The 20,873-nt window shown below is 33.8% G+C and carries 21 protein-coding genes and 1 tRNA gene; 8 read left to right on the top strand and 14 right to left on the bottom strand.

All coding sequences use genetic code 11. From position 1 onward, the window contains the following. Nucleotides 1-3: 3 nt before the first annotated feature. From B0A68_RS15725 to B0A68_RS15700, 6 genes are all read right to left on the bottom strand, one after another. Nucleotides 4-1,644 (bottom strand): arylsulfatase, encoded by a 1,641-nt coding sequence (locus B0A68_RS15725; RefSeq protein ID WP_035686808.1) that lies wholly within the window; start codon nt 1,642-1,644, stop codon nt 4-6. A gap of 437 nt (nt 1,645-2,081) precedes the next feature. Then, nucleotides 2,082-3,515: a pyruvate kinase gene (gene pyk, locus B0A68_RS15720; RefSeq protein WP_035686811.1), complete on the bottom strand. Its 1,434-nt coding sequence runs from the start codon at nt 3,513-3,515 to the stop codon at nt 2,082-2,084. Nucleotides 3,516-3,520: 5 nt separating this feature from the next. Further along, nucleotides 3,521-4,009, bottom strand: coding sequence for an IPExxxVDY family protein (locus B0A68_RS15715; RefSeq protein WP_035686814.1), 489 nt, complete (start codon nt 4,007-4,009; stop codon nt 3,521-3,523). Between the two features lie 125 nt (nt 4,010-4,134). Then, the gene (gene rnc / locus B0A68_RS15710; RefSeq protein ID WP_035686816.1) at nt 4,135-4,875 is read right to left on the bottom strand and encodes a ribonuclease III; all 741 of its coding nucleotides are present in this window, start codon (nt 4,873-4,875) and stop codon (nt 4,135-4,137) included. Nucleotides 4,876-4,884: 9 nt separating this feature from the next. Further along, on the bottom strand, nt 4,885-6,138 hold the full coding sequence (fabF, locus tag B0A68_RS15705; RefSeq protein WP_035686818.1) for a beta-ketoacyl-ACP synthase II: 1,254 nt from the start codon (nt 6,136-6,138) through the stop codon (nt 4,885-4,887). Between the two features lie 184 nt (nt 6,139-6,322). Further along, on the bottom strand, nt 6,323-6,559 hold the full coding sequence (locus B0A68_RS15700) for an acyl carrier protein (protein WP_007137004.1): 237 nt from the start codon (nt 6,557-6,559) through the stop codon (nt 6,323-6,325). 175 nt (nt 6,560-6,734) lie between these two features. Between B0A68_RS15700 and purN the strand changes: the two genes are divergently transcribed. Then, nucleotides 6,735-7,298: a phosphoribosylglycinamide formyltransferase gene (gene purN / locus B0A68_RS15695; protein WP_035686821.1), complete on the top strand. Its 564-nt coding sequence runs from the start codon at nt 6,735-6,737 to the stop codon at nt 7,296-7,298. A gap of 177 nt (nt 7,299-7,475) precedes the next feature. After that, the gene (gene rnhA, locus B0A68_RS15690) at nt 7,476-7,952 is read left to right on the top strand and encodes a ribonuclease HI (protein WP_035688352.1); all 477 of its coding nucleotides are present in this window, start codon (nt 7,476-7,478) and stop codon (nt 7,950-7,952) included. A gap of 70 nt (nt 7,953-8,022) precedes the next feature. Here rnhA and B0A68_RS15685 read toward each other — a convergent pair whose 3' ends face one another. Beyond that, nucleotides 8,023-8,370, bottom strand: coding sequence for a DUF6249 domain-containing protein (locus B0A68_RS15685; protein WP_035686824.1), 348 nt, complete (start codon nt 8,368-8,370; stop codon nt 8,023-8,025). Nucleotides 8,371-8,661: 291 nt separating this feature from the next. Between B0A68_RS15685 and B0A68_RS15680 the strand changes: the two genes are divergently transcribed. The 5 genes from B0A68_RS15680 to B0A68_RS15660 all read left to right on the top strand — a co-directional run bounded on the left by B0A68_RS15680 (nt 8,662) and on the right by B0A68_RS15660 (nt 13,927). Continuing rightward, nucleotides 8,662-9,258, top strand: coding sequence for an RNA polymerase sigma factor (locus tag B0A68_RS15680; protein ID WP_035686827.1), 597 nt, complete (start codon nt 8,662-8,664; stop codon nt 9,256-9,258). A 56-nt stretch (nt 9,259-9,314) separates the two neighbouring features. Continuing rightward, complete coding sequence (locus B0A68_RS15675) at nt 9,315-9,710, top strand: hypothetical protein (protein WP_035686830.1); 396 nt, start codon at nt 9,315-9,317, stop codon at nt 9,708-9,710. A gap of 45 nt (nt 9,711-9,755) precedes the next feature. Further along, a complete protein-coding gene (locus tag B0A68_RS15670; RefSeq protein WP_240475265.1) occupies nt 9,756-10,676 on the top strand; it encodes an alpha/beta hydrolase family protein in 921 nt (306 codons plus the stop codon). Between the two features lie 346 nt (nt 10,677-11,022). After that, nucleotides 11,023-11,946 carry a PfkB family carbohydrate kinase gene (locus tag B0A68_RS15665; RefSeq protein ID WP_035686833.1) on the top strand — a complete coding sequence of 308 codons (924 nt, stop codon included), beginning with the start codon at nt 11,023-11,025 and terminating at the stop codon, nt 11,944-11,946. Nucleotides 11,947-12,028: 82 nt separating this feature from the next. Then, complete coding sequence (locus tag B0A68_RS15660) at nt 12,029-13,927, top strand: amidophosphoribosyltransferase (RefSeq protein ID WP_035686836.1); 1,899 nt, start codon at nt 12,029-12,031, stop codon at nt 13,925-13,927. 492 nt (nt 13,928-14,419) lie between these two features. Here B0A68_RS15660 and B0A68_RS15655 read toward each other — a convergent pair whose 3' ends face one another. The 4 genes from B0A68_RS15655 to B0A68_RS15640 all read right to left on the bottom strand — a co-directional run bounded on the left by B0A68_RS15655 (nt 14,420) and on the right by B0A68_RS15640 (nt 17,992). Further along, nucleotides 14,420-15,031, bottom strand: coding sequence for a superoxide dismutase (locus B0A68_RS15655; RefSeq protein ID WP_035686838.1), 612 nt, complete (start codon nt 15,029-15,031; stop codon nt 14,420-14,422). A 137-nt stretch (nt 15,032-15,168) separates the two neighbouring features. Beyond that, a complete protein-coding gene (gene pth / locus B0A68_RS15650) occupies nt 15,169-15,795 on the bottom strand; it encodes an aminoacyl-tRNA hydrolase (protein ID WP_035686841.1) in 627 nt (208 codons plus the stop codon). A gap of 527 nt (nt 15,796-16,322) precedes the next feature. Beyond that, nucleotides 16,323-16,934, bottom strand: coding sequence for a 50S ribosomal protein L25/general stress protein Ctc (locus B0A68_RS15645; RefSeq protein WP_035686844.1), 612 nt, complete (start codon nt 16,932-16,934; stop codon nt 16,323-16,325). Nucleotides 16,935-17,050: 116 nt separating this feature from the next. Further along, complete coding sequence (locus B0A68_RS15640) at nt 17,051-17,992, bottom strand: ribose-phosphate pyrophosphokinase (protein WP_035686847.1); 942 nt, start codon at nt 17,990-17,992, stop codon at nt 17,051-17,053. Between the two features lie 220 nt (nt 17,993-18,212). On the opposite strand from B0A68_RS15640, the gene B0A68_RS15635 reads away from it, so the two are divergent. Further along, nucleotides 18,213-18,292 (top strand) — tRNA-Leu (locus tag B0A68_RS15635). A gap of 285 nt (nt 18,293-18,577) precedes the next feature. On the opposite strand, the gene B0A68_RS24500 is transcribed toward B0A68_RS15635, so the two are convergent. From B0A68_RS24500 to B0A68_RS15620, 3 genes are all read right to left on the bottom strand, one after another. Further along, on the bottom strand, nt 18,578-18,751 hold the full coding sequence (locus B0A68_RS24500; RefSeq protein ID WP_165571351.1) for a hypothetical protein: 174 nt from the start codon (nt 18,749-18,751) through the stop codon (nt 18,578-18,580). Between the two features lie 15 nt (nt 18,752-18,766). Beyond that, nucleotides 18,767-19,237: an OsmC family protein gene (locus B0A68_RS15625; RefSeq protein ID WP_035686851.1), complete on the bottom strand. Its 471-nt coding sequence runs from the start codon at nt 19,235-19,237 to the stop codon at nt 18,767-18,769. A 246-nt stretch (nt 19,238-19,483) separates the two neighbouring features. Next, complete coding sequence (locus tag B0A68_RS15620) at nt 19,484-20,668, bottom strand: aldose epimerase family protein (RefSeq protein ID WP_035686854.1); 1,185 nt, start codon at nt 20,666-20,668, stop codon at nt 19,484-19,486. Nucleotides 20,669-20,873: the final 205 nt, after the last annotated feature.

The following is a 20,873-nucleotide window of genomic DNA, read 5'->3' as shown; positions in this document are numbered from 1 at the left end:
TATTTATTTTTTCTTTGCAGGAAGCACGTCTTTTTCAATTGTTTTCTTCAATTTAATTTCGTCAAGTACCTCGTCCATAATAGTATAAGGTGAAAAACTTGGAGGAATAGAACGTGGAGGATACGCTTTGAAGGTTTCTGCAAATGTTACAACTTCTGCAATATTTCCATAGGCAAGCTGAACATGGTCCAGGATCCAATCCCAATAGGTATTAGAGGTAATATCAGCTCTTTCATAAGGATCCTGATACAAATTGAATATTTTTTGCAGTCTTAATTTGGTGAAAGGTTCTCCCCATAAGCCCATTGTTCCTTGCATACGTTGTTCTGCGTATACAAATTTATAATCCCCCTGACGCATTCCGACCAATAGACCATCATCATCGGAATAAAAGAATTTATCTCGAACACTCGGTCCTGTTCCTCTCAATAAAGCAGATTGATCGAATCCGTCCAGATGCACCTTGTAGCTTTTTCCATTAGCACTGTAGCCTGTCAATAATTTTTTTATTAAATCCGGCTCTCCTGCGATTGAAGCTAAAGTGGGCATCCAGTCATTATGCGACATCAGTTCATTGGTTATAGTACCTGGTTTAATAACTCCAGGCCAGCGTACAATACAAGGAACACGAAATGCTCCTTCCCAGTTAGTATTTTTCTCTGAACGAAATGGCGTCATAGCGCCATCAGGCCAAGTGTTCATGTGAGGGCCATTGTCTGTAGAATAAACTACAATTGTATTATCTGCAATTCCCAGATCATCCAGTGCTTTTAATAATGTTCCCACAGTCATGTCATGCTCGATCATACCATCAATATATTCACTGTCTCCATGTGTGTATTTACCTCGATGCTCTGGTCTTACATGTGTGCGCAAGTGCATGCGCGTCCCATTCCACCAGCAAAAGAAAGGTTTTCCTGCTGCAGTTTGTCTTTTAATAAAATCAATAGCCGCTGCAGAAGTTTCATCGTCTACAGTTTCCATTCTTTTTTTAGTTAACGGACCCGTATCTTCAATTCTTTGTTTTCCAACTTTTCCAAAACGAGGATCAGTAGTGCCGTCATCTGCATTTGCAGCGGTACATTTTAACACTCCTCTTGGTCCAAATTTTGCCAGATAGGCAGGATCTTTAGGATAATCCGGCAATTCTGGTTCTTCTTCTGCATTTAAGTGATATAGGTTTCCAAAGAATTCATCGAAACCATTTACAGTTGGCAGATTTTCGTTACGGTCTCCAACATGGTTTTTACCAAATTGTCCTGTAACATAACCCAAATTTTTCATGATTCCTCCAATCGAAGGATCTAACTGGCTCATTCCCATTGGTGCACCTGGATATCCCACTTTTGTTAACCCAGTTCTAATTCCATGTTGTCCAGTAAGGAATGCAGCGCGCCCCGCTGTACAGCTTTGTTCTCCATAGTAATGCAAAAACCGCTCACCTTCATTGGCAATTCTGTCGATATTAGGAGTTGTATATCCCATTAAACCACTGCTGTAAGCACTAATATTACTTGTACCGATATCGTCTCCCCATATTATTAGAATATTTGGTTTTTTGTTATTCTGAGCTTTCACCTGAACAATTGTGAAGCATACTAATGCTAAAAGCATCATCACATTTCGAAGTTTAATTTGTTTCATGGTTATAAGATTTGTTAATAATTGATTTGTATAAGATTTTTTATGTAAAAAGTGAATTAAACTTTTTATAAATCAAGCCGGAAAACAACTTCTATTAAAGCTGCTTCTTTCAATTTTTAATTTGATACAGACGGAGGAATTTGCAACAAATATTTTTTTAAACGTTCTTAAGTGCTTCAAAATTAGGGAATAAAAAAAAGAATTATCCTACTTATATCATCCTACGTGGTTGCAAATTATAACTTGCAACATCATGAGAATTTTATTTTGACCCTCAAATACTGCATCTTATAAGTGTTGCAAGATTAAAATTTCTTGATTTGAAGGTTTTGAATTGGAGTATTTTTAAATAGAAAGAAATATGATGAAAAAATATAAAGCAAAAAAAAACCATCCGGTAAATCGGATGGTTTTTTCAATAATCTATTTTAAAGAAACTATTCTATTTCAGAAACTCTCATGGTATTTACCATTCCTTTGTCTTTAATTGGCATAGCGGCAAGATTGATTAAATAATCTCCTTTTGCAGCATATCCTTTTTCAACAGCCATTTTATTTACATCTGTTACAGTATCGTCTGTACTATTTTCATTATCATAGTAGAATGATTTAACTCCCCATAATAAATTCAATTGTGTTAAGATTCTTCTATTTGAAGTAAAAACTAAAATATGCGCAGAAGATGGTCTCCATGCAGAAATTTGAAAAGCTGTGTAACCGCTGTTTGTCAATGTACAAATTGCTTTAGCGCCAATTTCATTTGCCAATAATGCAGCTTGGTGACAAACTGTTTTAGTAACAAAACGTTTTGTTTTAATTTGTGGTGTATTTTGTGGAACCTGAATTAGCGGAGAATCCTCTACAGCTTCACAAATCTGAGTCATTCTTTGAATAACTTGTACAGGATAATTTCCTGTTGCAGTTTCTCCAGAAAGCATTACCGCATCTGCACCATCCATTACAGAGTTGGCAACGTCATTTACTTCTGCTCTCGTTGGAGTTAAACTTGTAATCATTGTTTCCATCATTTGTGTTGCCACAATAACTGGAATTCTTGCGATTTTTGCTCTGCGGATCAAATCTTTTTGAACCAATGGTACTTCGTGTGCAGGAAGTTCAACTCCTAGATCTCCACGTGCAACCATTAAAGCATCACAATATGCTATAATTTTATCCATGTTCTCAAGAGCTTCCGGCATTTCAATTTTAGCAACAATTGGAATTTTATATTCAGAATGCTTAGCGATCAATTCTTGTAAATCTTGTAAATCGCGAGGAGTTTTCACGAATGAAAGTGCGATCCAGTCTACTTTTTGTTCAATTGCAAAAATAGCATCAGCAATATCTTTTTCAGTCAAAGCCGGTAAAGAAATCTTAGTGTTCGGAAGATTAACTCCTTTTTTAGATTTTAATTCTCCACCTTGAATAACTTTGGCTACAACCTCTGTTTTTTTATCTGTCGAAACAATTTCGAAAATCAATTTACCATCGTCAAGCAAAATACGCTCACCTGGATTAACATCATTTGGAAAATTTTGATATTTCATGAAAACTTTTTGAGCATTTCCAATAATATCTTCAGCAGTTGTAAAAGTAATATTGTCACCATCGTGTACAACTGTTCCTTCTTCCATCACACCAACTCTAAGTTTTGGTCCTTGCAAATCTCCAAGGATTGCTGTAGTGTAACCAAACTCTTCGTTTAGACCTCTAATGATATTAATTTTCTCTATTACTCCTTCGTAATCAGCATGCGAAAAATTGACTCTAAACACATTAACCCCTGCCTCGATCATATCCTTGATAATCTCTCTTGTACTACATGCGGGACCAAGTGTAGCTACAATTTTGGTTTTCTTGTTTGTTAACATTTTTTTTAAAAAATTAGATTGTTTTTTGATTTTATTTTGTCCGTATCAACCGCATAAATAGCAGCGATACTTTCTATGGTATTTAATTTTTGTTGAATGTCTGAAAAATCCAGCGCCTCTTCGCTATTTTCAATTTTCAGGAAAAAATCTACTTTTTTGAATTCAGGAAGTAAATGAATTGTCGTAGAAACCTCACTTGTTTCATTAGAAAACAAATTCTGAAAATCATTCTTACTCACAGAAATGATTTCGTTTTTATTCTGAATTAAATTCCATGAGACCGCTTTTTCGGAGTCATAATAATAGAATCTCGAAAAATTTGCCTCGCCTTCTTTTGTTTGAGCATGGATCTCGTTTTTGCTCTTACTTAAGTTAATCGGAAGGTTTTTATTGATAAAATAGGCCAATCTATAATCTTCTAATGAAGTATGAATTGCCATTAAATAATAATCAATTTCGTCAAATTCGTCTAAATCCAATCTATGAATAGCCATGTCATGAAAAATCAAGGTGTAAATATACTATTTCTAATGAAGCATCAATAATTAACAGGTGTATGTTTTTGTTAATTTATAAACGAAAACGTTATAGCTTTAAGATACTTAGAGCATTTTTGTAGCTATTTCTTGTCTATTTTCTCTTGAAATGCAAAGTATGCTCTCTGCGATGCTTTTTCTTCAGCTTTCTTTTTTGAAGTTGCTCTTGCTCTTGCGATTACTTTGTCGTCTATACTTAATTTTACACCAAATAAACGCTGTCCGTCAATTCCGTTATCTTCAAAAATGTCATAATGAAAGATTCTCTTTTCTTTCTGACACCATTCGATAACCAAACTTTTATAACTAATTACTTTGCCTTCAAGCCTTGCTATATCTACATAAGGAGTAATCACTCTTTTTTGAATAAACTTCTCGCAAAAAGGATATCCTTTATCTAAATAAATTGCACCTACCAAAGATTCGAAAATATTACCATGAATGTTTTCTCCAAAATGCTGAATAGGCACTTTGCTCTCCACAAAACGAACTAAATTTAGATCTTTACCTAATTCATTAAGGTGTTCGCGGCTTACGATTTTAGAACGCATTTTTGTTAGGTAACCCTCGTCGCCATTAGGTGCCTTATTAAATAAATGCGCCGCTATTACAGCACTCAGCATAGCATCTCCTAAGAATTCTAATCGTTCATAATTTATAGGATTTCCTGCCTGATCTAATTTATTTGAAGAGCGATGTGTAAAGGCTTTTTTATAAAAATCGATATTTGCAGGCTGAAATCCAAGAATTTTCTGAATAGTGTCAAAAAAAATCCCGTCTTCTAGAGAACGGGATTTAGAAAATATTTTTTTGATAATATTCATACGCACGAATTACTCAGCTATTTTTTTAAACAATACACAAGCATTGTGCCCGCCAAAGCCAAAAGTGTTACTCATAGCAACGTTTACTTCTCTTTTTTGCGCTTTGTTTAAAGTTAAATTAAGTGATGGATCAATATTTTCGTCAACTACAGTATGGTTAATCGTTGGAGGAACAAGACTGTGTTTCATTGCCAGAATAGAAGCAATAGCTTCAATAGCTCCAGCAGCACCCAGTAAGTGTCCTGTCATTGATTTTGTAGAGTTGATATTAATGTTTTTAGCATGACTTCCAAAAACTTTACTGATTGCTTTTAATTCAGCAACGTCTCCTAATGGAGTAGAAGTTCCGTGAGTGTTAATGTGGTCAATATCTTCTGGATTCATTCCGGCATCTCTTAATGTATTTTGCATTACTGCAATTACACCAATTCCTTCAGGGTGAGGTGCTGTTAAGTGGTAAGCATCAGAAGACATTCCGCCACCTCCTACTTCACAGTAAATTTTTGCGCCGCGAGCTTTAGCGTGTTCGTAATCCTCAAGAACCAAAGCTCCTGCTCCTTCTCCTAACACAAAACCATCTCTGGTTGCATCAAAAGGTCTAGAAGCCGTTTCCGGACTTTCGTTTCTTGTAGACAAGGCATGCATAGAACTAAAACCTCCCATACCTGCAATGGTAACCGCAGCTTCTGAACCGCCAGATATAATAACATCACACATTCCTAAACGAATGTAGTTGAAAGCATCGATCAATGCATTTGCAGAAGATGCACATGCAGAAACAGTTGTATAATTTGGTCCCATATAGCCATTACGCATAGAAATATGCGCAGGAGCAATATCGGCAATCATTTTAGGAATAAAAAACGGATTGAATTTTGGAGTTCCATCTCCTTTTGCATAATACATAACTTCGTCCTGGAAAGTTTCTAACCCTCCAATTCCTGCTCCCCAGATAACACCGACTCTTTGTTTGTTAACATTATCGTTTGTAATTCCCGCATCTTTAATAGCTTCATCACTTGCTGCAATTGCATACTGAGCAAATTTATCTAATCGACGAGATTCCTTACGATCCATGTAATCTTCAATATTGAAGTTTTTTACTTCACAGGCAAATTTCGTCTTATGCTTCTCTGTATCATAATATGTGATCGGAGCGGCTCCGCTAACCCCATTCACAAGTGCATCCCAATATTCCTGGATATTATTCCCGATAGGAGTAAGTGCACCTAGTCCTGTTACAACAACTCGCCTTAATGTCATAAATATGTATTTTGTACTTTAAACAAATAAAACCCACGCTTTCTTAACTTATTGTTACTTAAGAGCCATGGGCATTACAATATAAATATATCTTTTTGATTGAATATCAATCGAAATTTAAATTTTAAAAAAAATAATAACACCCGATTTCAGACTAATTTTCTAGAGATCGGGTGTAGTATTATTATTTTTTAGCTTCCTCGATATAAGAAATAGCTTGACCAACAGTAGCAATGTTTTCTGCTTGATCGTCTGGAATTTGAATATCAAATTCTTTTTCGAATTCCATAATAAGCTCAACAGTGTCTAATGAGTCAGCTCCCAAATCATTAGTGAAGCTTGCTTCTGTTACAACTTCGTTTTCGTCAACACCTAATTTGTCTACGATAATCGCTTTTACTCTTGATGCAATGTCTGACATAATCTTTAATTTTAGAATTTAATTTGTTGGCAAAAATAAAAAACTTTATTTTAAAACAACTATTTAGTTTATAAATGTGACACTAATTTATAAAATTAATTTCAAGAAAGCTGTTTTAAAGCTATTTATTTTCAATTATTATTCCGTTTTTTGCAGTCTCAAAATAAATCCTATTATGAAAAAAATTGTTGTTTTTGCCTCAGGATCAGGAACTAATGCAGAAAATATTATAAAGTATTTTTCAAAAACAAAAATCGCAAATGTCGTTTCTGTTTTTACAAATAATGCTTCGGCAAAAGTCATCGAACGAGCAGAAAATCATCAAATTCCAGTTGAAATCTTCGAAAAAAACGAACTTTTAGACCGAAACGTATTACAAAAAATAGAAAAAATCGACCCGGATTTGATTGTACTGGCCGGTTTCTTACTCAAATTTCCAGATAACATAATTGAAAAATACCCAAACAAAATAATCAATATTCATCCGGCACTTTTACCAAATTATGGAGGTAAGGGAATGTATGGAATGCACATTCATAGAGCAATAATTAATAATAAAGAGAAAGAAACCGGAATTTCAATTCATTATGTTAATGAACATTATGATGAAGGCGGAATCATTTTTCAGGCGAATGTTGCTTTAACCGATCAAGACACACCTGAAACGGTTGCAGAAAAGATTCATGAATTAGAACAAAAGCATTTTCCCGAAATTATTTCGAGATTATTGGAAGAGTAAAAAAAAAATCAAACCATGTAAGTTATATAAGACAATTTAAATTTAGTTTCTTTAAATCTTAAAAAATTACAGTCACAAAACGCGGCAAATTTTAAATTAACTTTTGAGTTATATACAAGAAATATAAGAACTAAGTTTAAATGAACTTACATTACTTATATGGTGAAAAATAAATACATGAATCACGAAGTACATATATATACAGATGGAGCCGCAAAAGGCAATCCCGGAAACGGAGGTTATGGCGTAGTGATGGAACTGGTTGGAACACCACATAAAAAAGAATTCTACGAAGGCTTTCGCTTGACGACTAATAATAGAATGGAACTTTTGGCCGTAATTGTTGGTTTAGAGAAATTAAAAAACCAAAACATGAAAGTTCTTGTAATTTCTGATTCTAAATACGTTGTGGATTCCGTTGAAAAAAAATGGGTTTTGGGCTGGGAGAAAAAGAAATTTGCAGGCAGAAAAAATCCAGATTTATGGAAACGCTTTTTAGTTGTTTACCGCAAACATCAAGTTGATTTTAAGTGGATCAAAGGTCATAATAATCATCCGCAAAATGAACGTTGTGATCAATTGGCCGTTATGGCATCAATGCAGCCAAAACTTTCTATCGATGAATATTACGAAACCATCGGATCTAAAGAATAGAAAACAAATAACGTATCAAAAAACGAGTTTTATGATACGTTATTAAAAAATACTAACTTAAAATCTTACTTTATTCTTTATCTAAATCTTTTGCATTTTTAAATCCGAAAAGTAAACCTACTCCAGCCATTATAAAAATGATTGAAGGATAAACAGCATCATCTTCTAGTGAAGTATAAGTTGTAATTAGCAAAGCCAGAAAAATTCCAACACCGCTTCCTATTAATAAGAAAGCCAGATTTACTACAAATATTTTCCAGGCCGGCACTCCTTTTCCTGATCCTTTTAGAAAAATACTGGCATCGACACCTTTTTCTATAAGCGCTAAACGCTCTCTGTTTCTTGTTGAATAAATAAGGTAAACAATCCCGAAGATCATTAAGAAAAGACTAACTGGTACTAAAACTTGTGGTCCCATAATTTTATGTTTTTATAATTGATTGATACTCCATATGACGACGGGTTTTAAATTCAGGTTACAAGAATTTTAAAAATAAATTTAAAATTCCAAAACTTACTGATAATCAATTAATTTTGAATGTGTTTTTTTTTACATTCCAAACTTTGTCAAAGTTTAAAACTTTGACAAAGTTCCATACTTATCTTATTATATATGAATTTTCAAAGTTGAAATTTGAAAATTTCTTTTTTTAGAATTTATTTTTAAAATTCTTGTAACCTAAATAAATAAACCATCGTCTTATATAATATGAGTACTTTAAATGATCAACATTATATCGACAAAATCCTGCAGGGCGAGACCAATGCGTTTGCCGTTCTGGTTGATCGTTATAAAGATATGATCTTTACTTTGGCCCTCAAGATGGTAAAACACAGGGAAGAAGCAGAAGAAGTTGCTCAGGATACTTTTATAAAGATTTACAATTCGTTGAATAAGTTTAAAGGTGATTCTAAATTTTCGACATGGATTTATAAAATCGCATACAATACGTGTCTGGATCGTTTAAAGAAAAGTAAAAAAGAAGATTTAAATATTTCGATAGATGAGTTTTCCTCCCATTTAATTAAAACCATGGACAATGCTTTGAGTGCTCTTGAAGAAAAAGAACGAAAGCAGACCATTCAGAAATGTTTAAATTTATTACCCAGCGATGAAAATTTCCTTTTAACTTTATTTTATTTTGAGGATCAGAATTTAGAAGAAATCGGGAAAATTATGAATATATCGGCAAATAATGCGAAAGTAAAATTATTTAGAAGCAGACAAAAATTAGCCGTAATTTTGAGAAAACAGTTAGAACCGGAAATAATAGAATATTATGAAATCGGCAAGATTTCAAAGTGAAAACAAAATGAGATTGCCGATACCATATTCCATTAAAATACAAATATTATCTTCATATGAAAGAGAGCGATAAAAATATAGAACAACTTATTGAGAAAATGATGACTGAAGATAAACTACAGTCACCATCCTTTGATTTTACTTCAAAAATAATGACGCAAGTCTTGATTTTTGAAGAGAAAAAGCTCAAAACATACAAGCCTCTAATTTCTAAATCTGTTTGGATTTTTATCGGAGCAGCCTTAACAGCTTTAGTAATTTATGCTTCTCTTTTTTCGGGAACAGAAAACAATCTGGAAATTGGAAAAATATATACGGACAAAATTGCAGATGCATTTTCGGGAATTCATTTTTCTAAAAATATAATGTATGCCTTATTAATCGTTCCTTTTATGATCTTGATTCAGATTGGGGTTTTGAAAAGTTATTTTGATAAGAAGTATGAGTTGTAGAGACGTTAAAAACTAACCAAAAGAATACACCTCGTAATTAAAAAAATGAAAAATAAACTGCCAATTTTTAAAAGCATTCTAAGGACAAAAAAAACACACACATATTCTCTCTTAATGTTGTTGTTTTTTGTCACTAATTATGCATTAGCAATTCCACCAAACTTTACTACTAAGGAAATAAAATTTGTTAGTGAAGGAGTTTCACTGGCCGGAACTGTTTTTACACCTAACAACATACAGGCAGCCGTTGTGATTGTTCATGGATCTGGACAAGAAAAAAGAATGCTAAACTTTGCTGCAACTCTAGCCAACAACGGAATTGCAGTTTTAACTTATGATAAACGCGGAGTTGGAGAATCGGCTGGTGTATATGCCGGACCTGAAGTAGGAACTAACAATGTTGATTTTTCAAATCTAAATCTTTTATCTTTAGATGCTAGTGCTGCTGTAAATACCTTATCTGAGTTTTTATCAAATGAAAAAATAACAATAGGCTTAATTGGAGGTAGTCAGGCTGGATGGATAATTCCAATGGCTGCAGAGAAAAATAAGAAAGTCAAATTTATGACAATATTTAGCGGCGCTCTTATAACCGTTAAAGAACAATTGAGATTCCAATTTTATACAGACGGAGATAAAAATTTTTGGGATACGCACCCTGAAGAAGATGCTAGAAAACATGTATTCAACGACCCAGACAGATATGAGTTTATTGACACAGATCCCAAAGAAATCCTTGCTAAATTATCAATTTCAGGAATTTGGATTTTTGGAGGTAAAGACATTCAAGTTCCCGTCAAGCTATCAATCGAATATCTTGATGTATTAAAATCTAAAAGGAAACCCTATGAATATAAATTATTTCCAAAATTAGGCCACAATACAGCATTTTCAGACTCTGAAGAGCCTATGAAGGATGCCATCAATTGGATTAAAAATATTTCCAAATTAAATATTCATAAGTAAAAAAAGGAGCGCAATATCGCTAAAAGCTATTATAAAAACGAGACAATGTATCTGAAAATTATTTCACAGACCTGGAAGAGATTTATGACTACATTGCTTTTAAAAAATCTTCTTCTTTTAGAAAACTTAAATAAAAAATATTCTATTATTTTTTGAAAAATCATATTGGATTTTAAATCCGAAAATCATATTTTAAGCACTTCAAACTATCAAATATAATTCCCTCATTTACAATAGATTTAGACACGCAAACGTTATTGTTTTTTTAAGAAAATTTTGAGAACCTAAACCGTTGCAATATTGTAACTTATAGAGTATCTTTGCACCCTAATTCGAAATTCATAAAATGAATAAATTATTGATTGTTGGAACAGTTGCTTTCGACGCGATCGAAACTCCTTTCGGAAAAACAGATAAAATATTAGGCGGTGCTGCAACGTACATTGGTTTATCAGCGTCATTTTTTAACTTACAATCGGCCATCGTTTCTGTAGTTGGCGACGATTTTCCTCAAGAACATTTAGATTTATTGACTTCAAAAAATATTGATATCTCTGGTATCGAAATTGTAAAAGGCGGTAAAACGTTTTTTTGGAGCGGTTTATACCATAACGATTTAAACTCTAGAGATACTTTGGTTACTGAGTTGAACGTTTTGGCAGATTTTCAGCCAAAAGTTCCTCAAAATTTCAAAGACTCTGATGTTGTAATGTTAGGAAACTTACACCCTTTAGTACAAAGCAGTGTTTTAGATCAATTAGAGAAAAAGCCAAAATTAGTTGTTTTAGATACAATGAACTTTTGGATGGACTGTGCTCTTCCAGAATTATTAGACGTTATTAAACGTGTTGACGTTATTACAATCAATGACGAAGAAGCAAGACAACTTTCTGGTGAATATTCATTAGTAAAAGCTGCAGCCAAAATCCAGGACATGGGGCCAAAATATGTGGTGATCAAAAAAGGAGAACATGGCGCACTTATCTTCCACAACAGAGAAGTGTTTTTTGCACCAGCTTTACCATTAGAAGATGTTTTTGATCCAACAGGAGCAGGAGACACTTTTGCTGGTGGTTTTTCAGGATTTATTGCACAAAGCGAAAACATTTCGTTTAACAACATGAAAAACGCAGTAATTTACGGTTCAAATTTAGCTTCATTCTGTGTAGAAAAATTTGGAACCGAAAGGATGGAAACATTAAGCAAAGCAGAAGTAGCGATTCGATTACAGCAATTTAAGTCGTTAACTCAGTTTGACATAGAAATATAATGCGCAAAAGCCTCGATAAAACGGGGCTTTTTTATTACGTTAATACACACAACTTACAACAACACACAAAATACAAAAAACAATGAGCGACGCTTTAAAACACGAATGTGGTATAGCCTTAGTTAGACTTCTTAAACCGCTTGAATATTATAAAGAGAAATACGGAACTGCTTTCTACGGAATTCAGAAAATGTATTTGATGATGGAAAAACAGCACAACCGTGGACAAGACGGCGCAGGATTTGCCAGCATTAAACTAGATGTAGAACCAGGACAACGCTACATCAGCAGAGTTCGTTCGAATCATGCACAGCCAATCCAAGATGTTTTCAAACAAATTAATGAGCGAATTAGCGAAGAATTAAAAGAAAATCCTGAAATTGGTGATGATATACAAAAGATAAAATCACAAATCCCGTACGTTGGAGAATTGTTTTTAGGACACGTTCGTTACGGAACTTTTGGAAAAAACAGCATCGAAAGTGTTCACCCATTTTTACGTCAAAGTAACTGGATGCACCGCAACTTGATTTTGGCAGGAAACTTTAACATGACAAATGTAAAAGAGCTTTTTGAAAATCTAGTTGAATTAGGACAGCATCCTAAAGAAATGGCCGATACCGTTACTGTAATGGAAAAAATTGGTCACTTTTTGGACAAAGAGGTAATGCAATTATATCAAGACTGCAAAACAGAGGGTTACTCAAAAAGAGAAGCTTCTCCTGTAATTGCAGAGCGTTTGGATATTGCAAAAATATTAGCCCGCTCCGCTAAAAATTTAGACGGAGGTTACGCAATGGCTGGATTATTAGGCCATGGTGATGCATTTGTTTTTAGAGATCCTGCCGGAATACGTCCAGCATATTTTTATCAGGATGACGAAGTAGTTGTCGTGGCTTCTGAACGTCCGGTTATACAAACTGTATTTAATGTTGCTTTTGAAAATGTTCAGGAAATCAAACCTGGAAATGCTTTGATTATCAAAAAAAGCGGAAAAGTTTCGATGGAGCAGATTTTAGAACCAACTGTTAAAAAGGCTTGTTCGTTTGAGAGAATCTATTTCTCAAGAGGAAGTGATGCAGAAATTTATCAGGAACGTAAAGATTTAGGAAAATTAATTTTACCTGCAGTTCTTAAGTCAATTGACAGCGATACAGACAATACTGTTTTCTCTTATATTCCAAATACAGCAGAAACTTCGTTTTATGGTTTGGTAGAAGCGGCTCAGGATTTCCTGAATCAGCGTAAAAACAATTATATTCTAGAAAACAGAAATACACTTACTGCCGAAACTCTGCAGGAACTTTTAGCTGTAAAAATACGTACAGAGAAAGTTGCTATTAAAGATGCAAAGCTTAGAACATTTATTACAGAAGACAGCAGTCGTGATGATTTGGTTGCTCACGTTTACGACGTTACTTATGGCGTAATTAAACCTACAGACAATCTAGTTATTATTGACGACAGCATTGTACGTGGTACAACACTTAAAATGAGCATCATTAAAATGATGGATCGTTTAAAACCTAAACGTATTGTAATTGTTTCTTCGGCACCGCAAATTCGTTATCCGGATTGTTACGGAATTGACATGGCAAAATTAGAGGGACTTGTTGCCTTTAGAGCCGCATTAACTTTATTAAAAGAAAGAAATTTATATCACATAGTCGACGAAGTTTATCTAAAATGTAAAGCACAGGAAAATTTTGCAGATACAGACGTTGTAAATTATGTAACTGCTATTTACGATCAATTTACTCCTGAGGAGATATCAGATAAAATTGCCGAAATGCTAAGCTCTCCAGAGATCAATGCCGAAGTAAAAATCATTTTTCAAAAAGTAGAAGATTTACATATTGCATGTCCTAAAAATTTAGGAGATTGGTATTTTACGGGAGATTATCCTACACCAGGCGGAAATCGCGTTGTAAATCGTGCATTTATGAATTTTTATGAAGGAAAAGACGCAAGAGCTTATTAAAAAAGTATTAACAAAAGGTTAATTAGTGCATTTCATCGGTTTTTTTTACCGTTCATCCTATATGTTTGGTAAAATTGAAAGACTACAATACTTTTGGAAAACCATAACATTAGTAGGTTAAGTTTATGGTAGATTTGGGGCAAAAAGGGTGGAAGCAATTCCACCTTTTTTATTGGAATAAACTCAAGTATTTCTACAGCAGCAAATTATATTCATTTAATCGATTATTTTTACCTTTCATCTGATATTTTTTTTTCTTAAACAGAACTGCAATATATTTATTATACCATAACATTAGTAGGTTAAGTCTATGGTAGATTTGGGGCAAAAAAGGTGGAAGAGATTCCGCCTTTTTTATTTTTATTTTTTTAGAGAAAAGAGAATAGAAAATAGAACCAAGAGAATAGACTAAAGACGAAAATATAAAGCGCAAAAAAAGACGGATAACTATTAAGTCATCCGTCTTTTTTCTTTATTCTTTACTCTATTTTATTATTTATCTAAAGCAAATCTTCTTGCAACTTCTGTCCAGTTAATTACACTGAAAAAAGCTTCAATATAATCTGGTCTTCTATTTTGGTAGTTTAAGTAGTAAGCATGCTCCCAAACATCCATTCCTAAAATTGGAGTTCCACCGTTACCAGCAACTTCCGGCATTAATGGATTATCTTGATTTGGAGTTCCTACAACTTCTAATTTTCCACCTTTAAGAACTGTTAACCAAGCCCATCCTGATCCGAATTGTGTTGCACCAGCTTTAGCAAATTTTGCTTTAAACTCTTCAAAACTTCCAAAAGAAGACTCAATTGCTGCTAATAAATCACCTGTTGGTAATCCGCCTCCGTTTGGAGCCATTACAGTCCAGAATAAATTGTGGTTGTAGAAACCTCCACCATTATTACGAACTGCAGCGTTAGATTTATCTAAGTTTATCAAGATGTTTTCGATAGTTTTTCCTTCTAAATCTGTTCCTGCAATTGCTGCATTTAGATTTGTTGTGTAAGCATTATGATGTTTAGAATGGTGAATTTCCATTGTGCGAGCATCAATATGTGGTTCTAATGCATCATATGCATAAGGTAATTGTGGTAATTCAAAAGCCATGATTTATAATTTTATGGTTTATAATAATTTATTCCAAATTTAGACATTTAACTTTGGAATTGAAAATACTATTTCGTTATAATTGAATATAATTAACTGATAATTTGATTTTTTATTATGTAAATAACTGTAAATCTTTATTTTCCGTTAAAAGTAGTCATTGTGTTTTCTAAACCGGCAGTTCCAAAATTTTTAATTATTTCTGAAGAAATTTCTAAACGTTCCGGAAGTTTTGCCTTTTCTTCTTCGTCCCAATCTCCTAAAACATAATCTACCTGCTGTCCTTTTTTGAATTGATCACTGATCCCAAATCTAAAACGAGTATAGTTTTGTGTATTGAGGACTAAGTTTATATTTTTTAATCCGTTGTGGCCGCCGTCGCTTCCTTTTGGCTTGATGCGAATGGTTCCGAAGGACAAGTTTAAGTCGTCTGTAATGACTAAAATATTTTCCAGCGGAATGTTTTCTTTGTCCATCCAATATTTAACTGCCTTACCGCTAAGATTCATATAAGTATTTGGCTTTAAAAGAAAAAAGGTTCTTCCTTTAAATTTATATTCGGCCAAAGCGCCTAGTTTTACGGTTTCGAAAGAAAGGCTTTCTTTTTTGGCCAAAAAGTCTAAAACTTTAAAACCAATATTATGTCTTGTGTTTACGTATTCAGCCCCGATGTTGCCCAATCCTACGATTAAATATTTCTTCATATAATCTGTGTTCTCTTCTTTTTGTGTTGATGAAAACAGTTTTGTTATCCATTTTATCATGATGCAAAAATAAACTTAATTAGGGAATGTGCCAATTGGTTAATTAGATAATTTGAAAATGTGAGAATTAGATAATTGCTTGTTGATCGTGATTTAACCGCAAAGTTCGCAAAGGTTTACGCTAAGATTGCAAAGAAAATGCCTCTCGCGGATTTAGCTGATTAGACAGATTTTCTTCTGGTATCTCAGAATTGTAGCGACTTAGAATCTTATGAAAAAGACATTTTCTCGCTAGCCCTGACAGAAGCGGTATCCTTTTTCCTGCTTCTTTAGCAGGGAAAAGATATAGCGGATGGCAGGAATGTTATTTCTTGAAAAAATGAAGAGTCTCTGCTTCTAAAAAAAAATTTGATAATTAGAGGATGTGCCAATCAGATAATTGTCTTTAAAGGCTGAGCGAAGTCAAAAGCCTTTTCACGTTAAAAACCTCAGCATCTCAGCACCTTAGTCTCGAGGCTTCGGGATAGAACCTCAAAAAAAAAGCCCCAATCGAAAGATTGAGGCTTTTTGTATTGATTTGAAAAAAATTATTTTTTCTTTCCTTTTGCAGGAGCTTTTGCAGCTTTTGCAGCTTCTTGAGCAGCTTTCATAGCAGCACGAGAAATTCTTACTTGAGCAACAACTGTGTTCTCTGGGTGCATGATTTTGTAATCAGGAGTACCAACTTTAGTAACATATAATTTGTTACCCATTTCAAGTGGAGTAATATCAGCTTCAACAAAATCAGGAAGATTTTTAGGTAAAGCTTTAACTTTTAATTTACGTGTGTTTAAACGTAAAACACCACCTGCAAGAACACCTTTAGATGTACCAACGATTTTTACAGGAACTTCCATTGTGATTTCTTTATCATCAAATAATTGGAAGAAGTCAATGTGTAAAATTTTGTCAGATACTGGGTGAACCTGAATGTCTTGCAAAATTGCATTGAATGATTTTCCTTTTCCAAGTTCGATCACAACTGTGTGAGCGTTTGGAGTGTAAACCAAGTTTTTGAACGCAGCAGCGTCTGCTGAGAAATGTACTGCCTGATTTCCTCCGTATAACACGCAAGGAACCGCTCCAGCATTACGTAAGGCTTTAGTTGACACTTTGCCCACGCTTTCTCTTTCTGATCCTTTAATTGTAATCGATTTCATTGTAAAAAAAATATAGTTATTAATAAATATACATTGCTTTAAGCTTTAGGCACTAGGCTTTAGGCTTTTTTGTAATTGCGAATAGCTTATGGCTTATTGCCTAAAGCCTACTGCTTTTACATTATAAATTTTCCACTAATGGAATTGTTGTGGTGCACCATGTGCATAACTTCGGCAAAAAGAGGTGCACAACTCACTACTCTGATTTTCTTTGATTCTTTCTTTAACGGAATAGAATCGGTTACGATTAATTCTGTTAATTTCGAATTTTCTATTTTCTCATACGCACCGCCTGATAAAATAGCGTGTGTACAAATTGCTCTTACACTTAGTGCTCCTTTTTCGATCATTAAGTCTGCTGCTTTTGCCAGCGTTCCTCCTGTATCGATCATATCGTCTACTAATATTACGTTACGGCCTTTTACTTCACCAATCAGCTCCATAGTGTCGATAAGGTTGGCTGCTTTTCTTTGTTTGTAACAGATTACTACGTCTGATTCTAAAAACTTAGAGTAAGCATATGCTCTTTTTGAACCTCCCATATCCGGAGATGCAATGGTCAGATTTTCTAATTTTAAACTTTCTACGTATGGTAAAAAGATGGTAGATGCAAATAAATGATCTACTGGTTTCTCGAAAAACCCCTGGATTTGATCTGCATGTAAATCCATTGTCATTACTCTTGTTGCTCCGGCAGCATCTAATAAATTAGCTACTAATTTTGCTCCAATCGGAACTCTTGGTTTGTCTTTTCTGTCCTGTCTTGCCCAACCAAAGTAAGGCATAACAGCTGTAATATGTCTTGCTGATGCGCGTTTTGCAGCATCAATCATTAATAACAATTCCATCAAATTATCGGCAGTTGGAAAAGTAGAGCACACGATAAACACGCGTAAACCTCTTATTGACTCTTCATAAGACGGCTGAAATTCTCCATCACTATACGTTGACATCGTTACTTTTCCTAACGGAATACCGTATTGTTCTGCAATTTTCTCTGCAAGATAAACACTTTGTGAACACGCAAAAATTTTAGCTTCTGGTTCTAGGTGCGACATTATAATTTGTTGTTTTGTAGTTAGTTGTGTGTGCGTCGTTTTAACGAGCTGCAAATTTATAAAATTTATCGAACACTGAAAGGAAAAATTTAAGTATTTTTAGTAGAATTTTTAATTTTATTTTTTACATTTGCACCGTGTTAAAGGAATGACATCATTTATGACTTCATTCTATTGCGTTAGAGTAATTGATTTTTTTAATTATTCTTTCGTCTGCTAAGCCCGGATGGCGGAATTGGTAGACGCGCTGGTCTCAAACACCTGTGGGAAACCGTGCCGGTTCGACTCCGGCTCCGGGTACAAAAAACCTCTTCTTAACGGAAGAGGTTTTTTTGGTTTTATACGATTATTTTTTCACCATATAAGTAATTAAAGCTATAAATCTATTAAATAACTTACAATGGAATGGGCTTTAGATTATTAAGAAATGATCACTTATTAGCGATGTTTCTAATCTTTAAAGCAGTATATCTTTTTAAAATTAGATCATGATTTTCATTAATATTAATTAACGGTATAGTTTTTCTATTTTTAATTTCATCATAATCTGAATATTCTGGATTATATTTTAGAAGCTCTTCTACTTTATATTCTATTAAATAAATGAGGAAACCGTTTTTTTGTTTCATCCATAACTTCCTGATGAGAATACATTTTCCCGTTTTCAACATCTTCTAAAGCTTTGTCGATTGCTTCTTTTTGATCATCATTTAATAAAGACTTATTGTCTTTTTCATTTGAATTAATTATTTCTTTCATAATTTACTTACTAACTTATATGGTGGAAACCTCACAACTCGCCTCATGCAAAACAGGAAAATTGCAGGAATTAGCAATAAAACACAATTGATTTGCTTTTGAATGCAGTTCTAAAGCCAAATTTACTTTATCTGAGTTTACAATTGTAACTTTTGGATACAACCGAACCTCAACAAAACGTCCGCTTCCGTCTGGAGAAACCTCGAGAGTTGCTTCGGCATTGTCTGAATATTCGAGTACTTCTATTCCGTTTTGAGAACAGACATATAAGTATGACATCATATGGCAGGAAACCAAACTACTCAACAATAAATCTTCAGGATTGTATAATGATGGATCGCCTTTGAAAGCTTTTGCTGCTGAAACATCTAAGACAGGTTTTCCTTCAATTTTTATTTGATGACTTTTGTTATAAAATCGCTTCGTTGAATTTTCTTGATTTTGATTTGATACCCAGTTTATTGCTGCTTTAAATAGATGTTTCATTTTGCTTTAGTTTTCTATTGCTAAGTTAAGATTTTTATAAGGTTGCGAATGAATTAATCTCGCAAAGTCGCAGAGACACAAAGTTTTTTCTGCCACGAATTCACTAATTTTCACTAATTAAAATAACCTTCCTGATTTGTGTTAATTCGTGTAATTCGCGTCAAACTTCACTCCATAAAAAAACCTCAAAAGCATAACTTTCGAGGTTTTTAAGAGAATTACTGAACTAATTAACAAATTCTAAAACTATTTCTGTACAGAAAATTTAAAAGTAGTTTTAGTTTTATATTTTTCTCCCGGGTTTAAAACCGTGGTTGGGAAATTTTTCTGGTTTGGAGAATCTGGATAATGTTCTGTTTCTAAACAAAGTCCGGTTCTGTGTGCGTATGTTTTTCCGTCGCGCGTTGGTAATGTTCCGTCAAGGAAATTTCCTGAGTAAAACTGAATTCCAGGTTCGTCTGTTGTCATTTCTAGAACTCTTCCGCTTGCTGCGTGGTAAACTTTTGCAATGATTGTTTTTCCTTTTTCAGGATTGTTCAACACCCAGCAGTGATCGTAACCTTTTCCTTTTTCTAATTGCTCATTTTTAGCCGCGATATCTTTTCCAATTAATTTTGGCGTTCTAAAATCGAAAGGTGTATTAGCCACATCATCTAATTTTCCTGTCGGAATTAAAGTCGCGTCAACCGGAACTAATTTATCAGCATTCAAAGTCAATTCGTGATCTAAAATTGTTTTTGTAAAATCTCCTGACAAATTGAAATAAGAATGCTGTGTTAAGTTTACAACGGTTTTCTTATCTGTTGAAGCTTCATACAAAACATCCAATTGATTATCATTTGTCAAAGTATAAGTCACAAAAACCTGCAAGTTTCCAGGATAACCTTCTTCCATATCTTTACTTAAATACGATAATTTTAAAGAAGCTGTTTCACCAGACTTAACCTCATCGGCTTTCCAGACTACATTAAAATAGCCTTGCGGACCGCCGTGCAAAGCATTTGGCGCGTTGTTTATTGCCAATTGATATTCTTTTCCATCTAATGAAAATTTACCTTTTGCAATTCGGTTTCCGTATCTTCCAATCAATGCTCCGAAGAAAGGATTTTCTTTTTCATATTGTGCCAAAGAAGTAAATCCGATTACTACATTTTCAGAAACTCCTTCTTTATTAGGTACTTTCAAATCTGTAATTCTGCCGCCAAAAGTGATGATGTCGACTTCCATCCCATTTTGGTTTTTCAGTTTATAACTCTCGACTTTTTCTCCTTTTGCAGTTGTTCCGTATTCTGATTTTTCAATTGTTACTAAAGCTTTTTCAGCAGCAGCAGTTTTTTCTGTATCTGCTTTTTTATCGCTTTTACATTGAACTGAAAGCGTCGCCAAACCTAAAATCGTAATTCCGAAAATGTAACGTTTTAATCCTTTCATAATTGATATTTTATTTTTTGTAAGTGGTTAGATAATCGTTGGGCATAATTTAACAATGTAATATTTTGACGCGGATAAAACAGATTCGTTATCACGAATACGCTGATTTACACAGATTTTTTAGATTCTATAAATCTATTTTTATCTGCGTTTTTGCGACAGCAAATCCGTTTTATCTGCGTTGTAAATTTTACATATTATTTAC

The sequence above is a fragment of the Flavobacterium reichenbachii genome, from assembly GCF_002217435.1.
GTDB lineage: Bacteria > Bacteroidota > Bacteroidia > Flavobacteriales > Flavobacteriaceae > Flavobacterium > Flavobacterium reichenbachii.
Note: the sequence above shows the minus strand (reverse complement) of the source record. Positions and strands in the feature narration are given on the sequence as shown.

Coding starts and splice junctions, on each gene's coding strand:
- B0A68_RS15725 (WP_035686808.1), bottom strand. CDS start 1,644: ATGAAACAAATTAAACTTCGAAATGTGATGATGCTTTTAGCATTAGTA.
- pyk (WP_035686811.1), bottom strand. CDS start 3,515: ATGTTAACAAACAAGAAAACCAAAATTGTAGCTACACTTGGTCCCGCA.
- B0A68_RS15715 (WP_035686814.1), bottom strand. CDS start 4,009: ATGGCTATTCATAGATTGGATTTAGACGAATTTGACGAAATTGATTAT.
- rnc (WP_035686816.1), bottom strand. CDS start 4,875: ATGAATATTATCAAAAAAATATTTTCTAAATCCCGTTCTCTAGAAGAC.
- fabF (WP_035686818.1), bottom strand. CDS start 6,138: ATGACATTAAGGCGAGTTGTTGTAACAGGACTAGGTGCACTTACTCCT.
- B0A68_RS15700 (WP_007137004.1), bottom strand. CDS start 6,559: ATGTCAGACATTGCATCAAGAGTAAAAGCGATTATCGTAGACAAATTA.
- purN (WP_035686821.1), top strand. CDS start 6,735: ATGAAAAAAATTGTTGTTTTTGCCTCAGGATCAGGAACTAATGCAGAA.
- rnhA (WP_035688352.1), top strand. CDS start 7,476: ATGAATCACGAAGTACATATATATACAGATGGAGCCGCAAAAGGCAAT.
- B0A68_RS15685 (WP_035686824.1), bottom strand. CDS start 8,370: ATGGGACCACAAGTTTTAGTACCAGTTAGTCTTTTCTTAATGATCTTC.
- B0A68_RS15680 (WP_035686827.1), top strand. CDS start 8,662: ATGAGTACTTTAAATGATCAACATTATATCGACAAAATCCTGCAGGGC.
- B0A68_RS15675 (WP_035686830.1), top strand. CDS start 9,315: ATGAAAGAGAGCGATAAAAATATAGAACAACTTATTGAGAAAATGATG.
- B0A68_RS15670 (WP_240475265.1), top strand. CDS start 9,756: ATGAAAAATAAACTGCCAATTTTTAAAAGCATTCTAAGGACAAAAAAA.
- B0A68_RS15665 (WP_035686833.1), top strand. CDS start 11,023: ATGAATAAATTATTGATTGTTGGAACAGTTGCTTTCGACGCGATCGAA.
- B0A68_RS15660 (WP_035686836.1), top strand. CDS start 12,029: ATGAGCGACGCTTTAAAACACGAATGTGGTATAGCCTTAGTTAGACTT.
- B0A68_RS15655 (WP_035686838.1), bottom strand. CDS start 15,031: ATGGCTTTTGAATTACCACAATTACCTTATGCATATGATGCATTAGAA.
- pth (WP_035686841.1), bottom strand. CDS start 15,795: ATGATAAAATGGATAACAAAACTGTTTTCATCAACACAAAAAGAAGAG.
- B0A68_RS15645 (WP_035686844.1), bottom strand. CDS start 16,934: ATGAAATCGATTACAATTAAAGGATCAGAAAGAGAAAGCGTGGGCAAA.
- B0A68_RS15640 (WP_035686847.1), bottom strand. CDS start 17,992: ATGTCGCACCTAGAACCAGAAGCTAAAATTTTTGCGTGTTCACAAAGT.
- B0A68_RS24500 (WP_165571351.1), bottom strand. CDS start 18,751: ATGAAAGAAATAATTAATTCAAATGAAAAAGACAATAAGTCTTTATTA.
- B0A68_RS15625 (WP_035686851.1), bottom strand. CDS start 19,237: ATGAAACATCTATTTAAAGCAGCAATAAACTGGGTATCAAATCAAAAT.
- B0A68_RS15620 (WP_035686854.1), bottom strand. CDS start 20,668: ATGAAAGGATTAAAACGTTACATTTTCGGAATTACGATTTTAGGTTTG.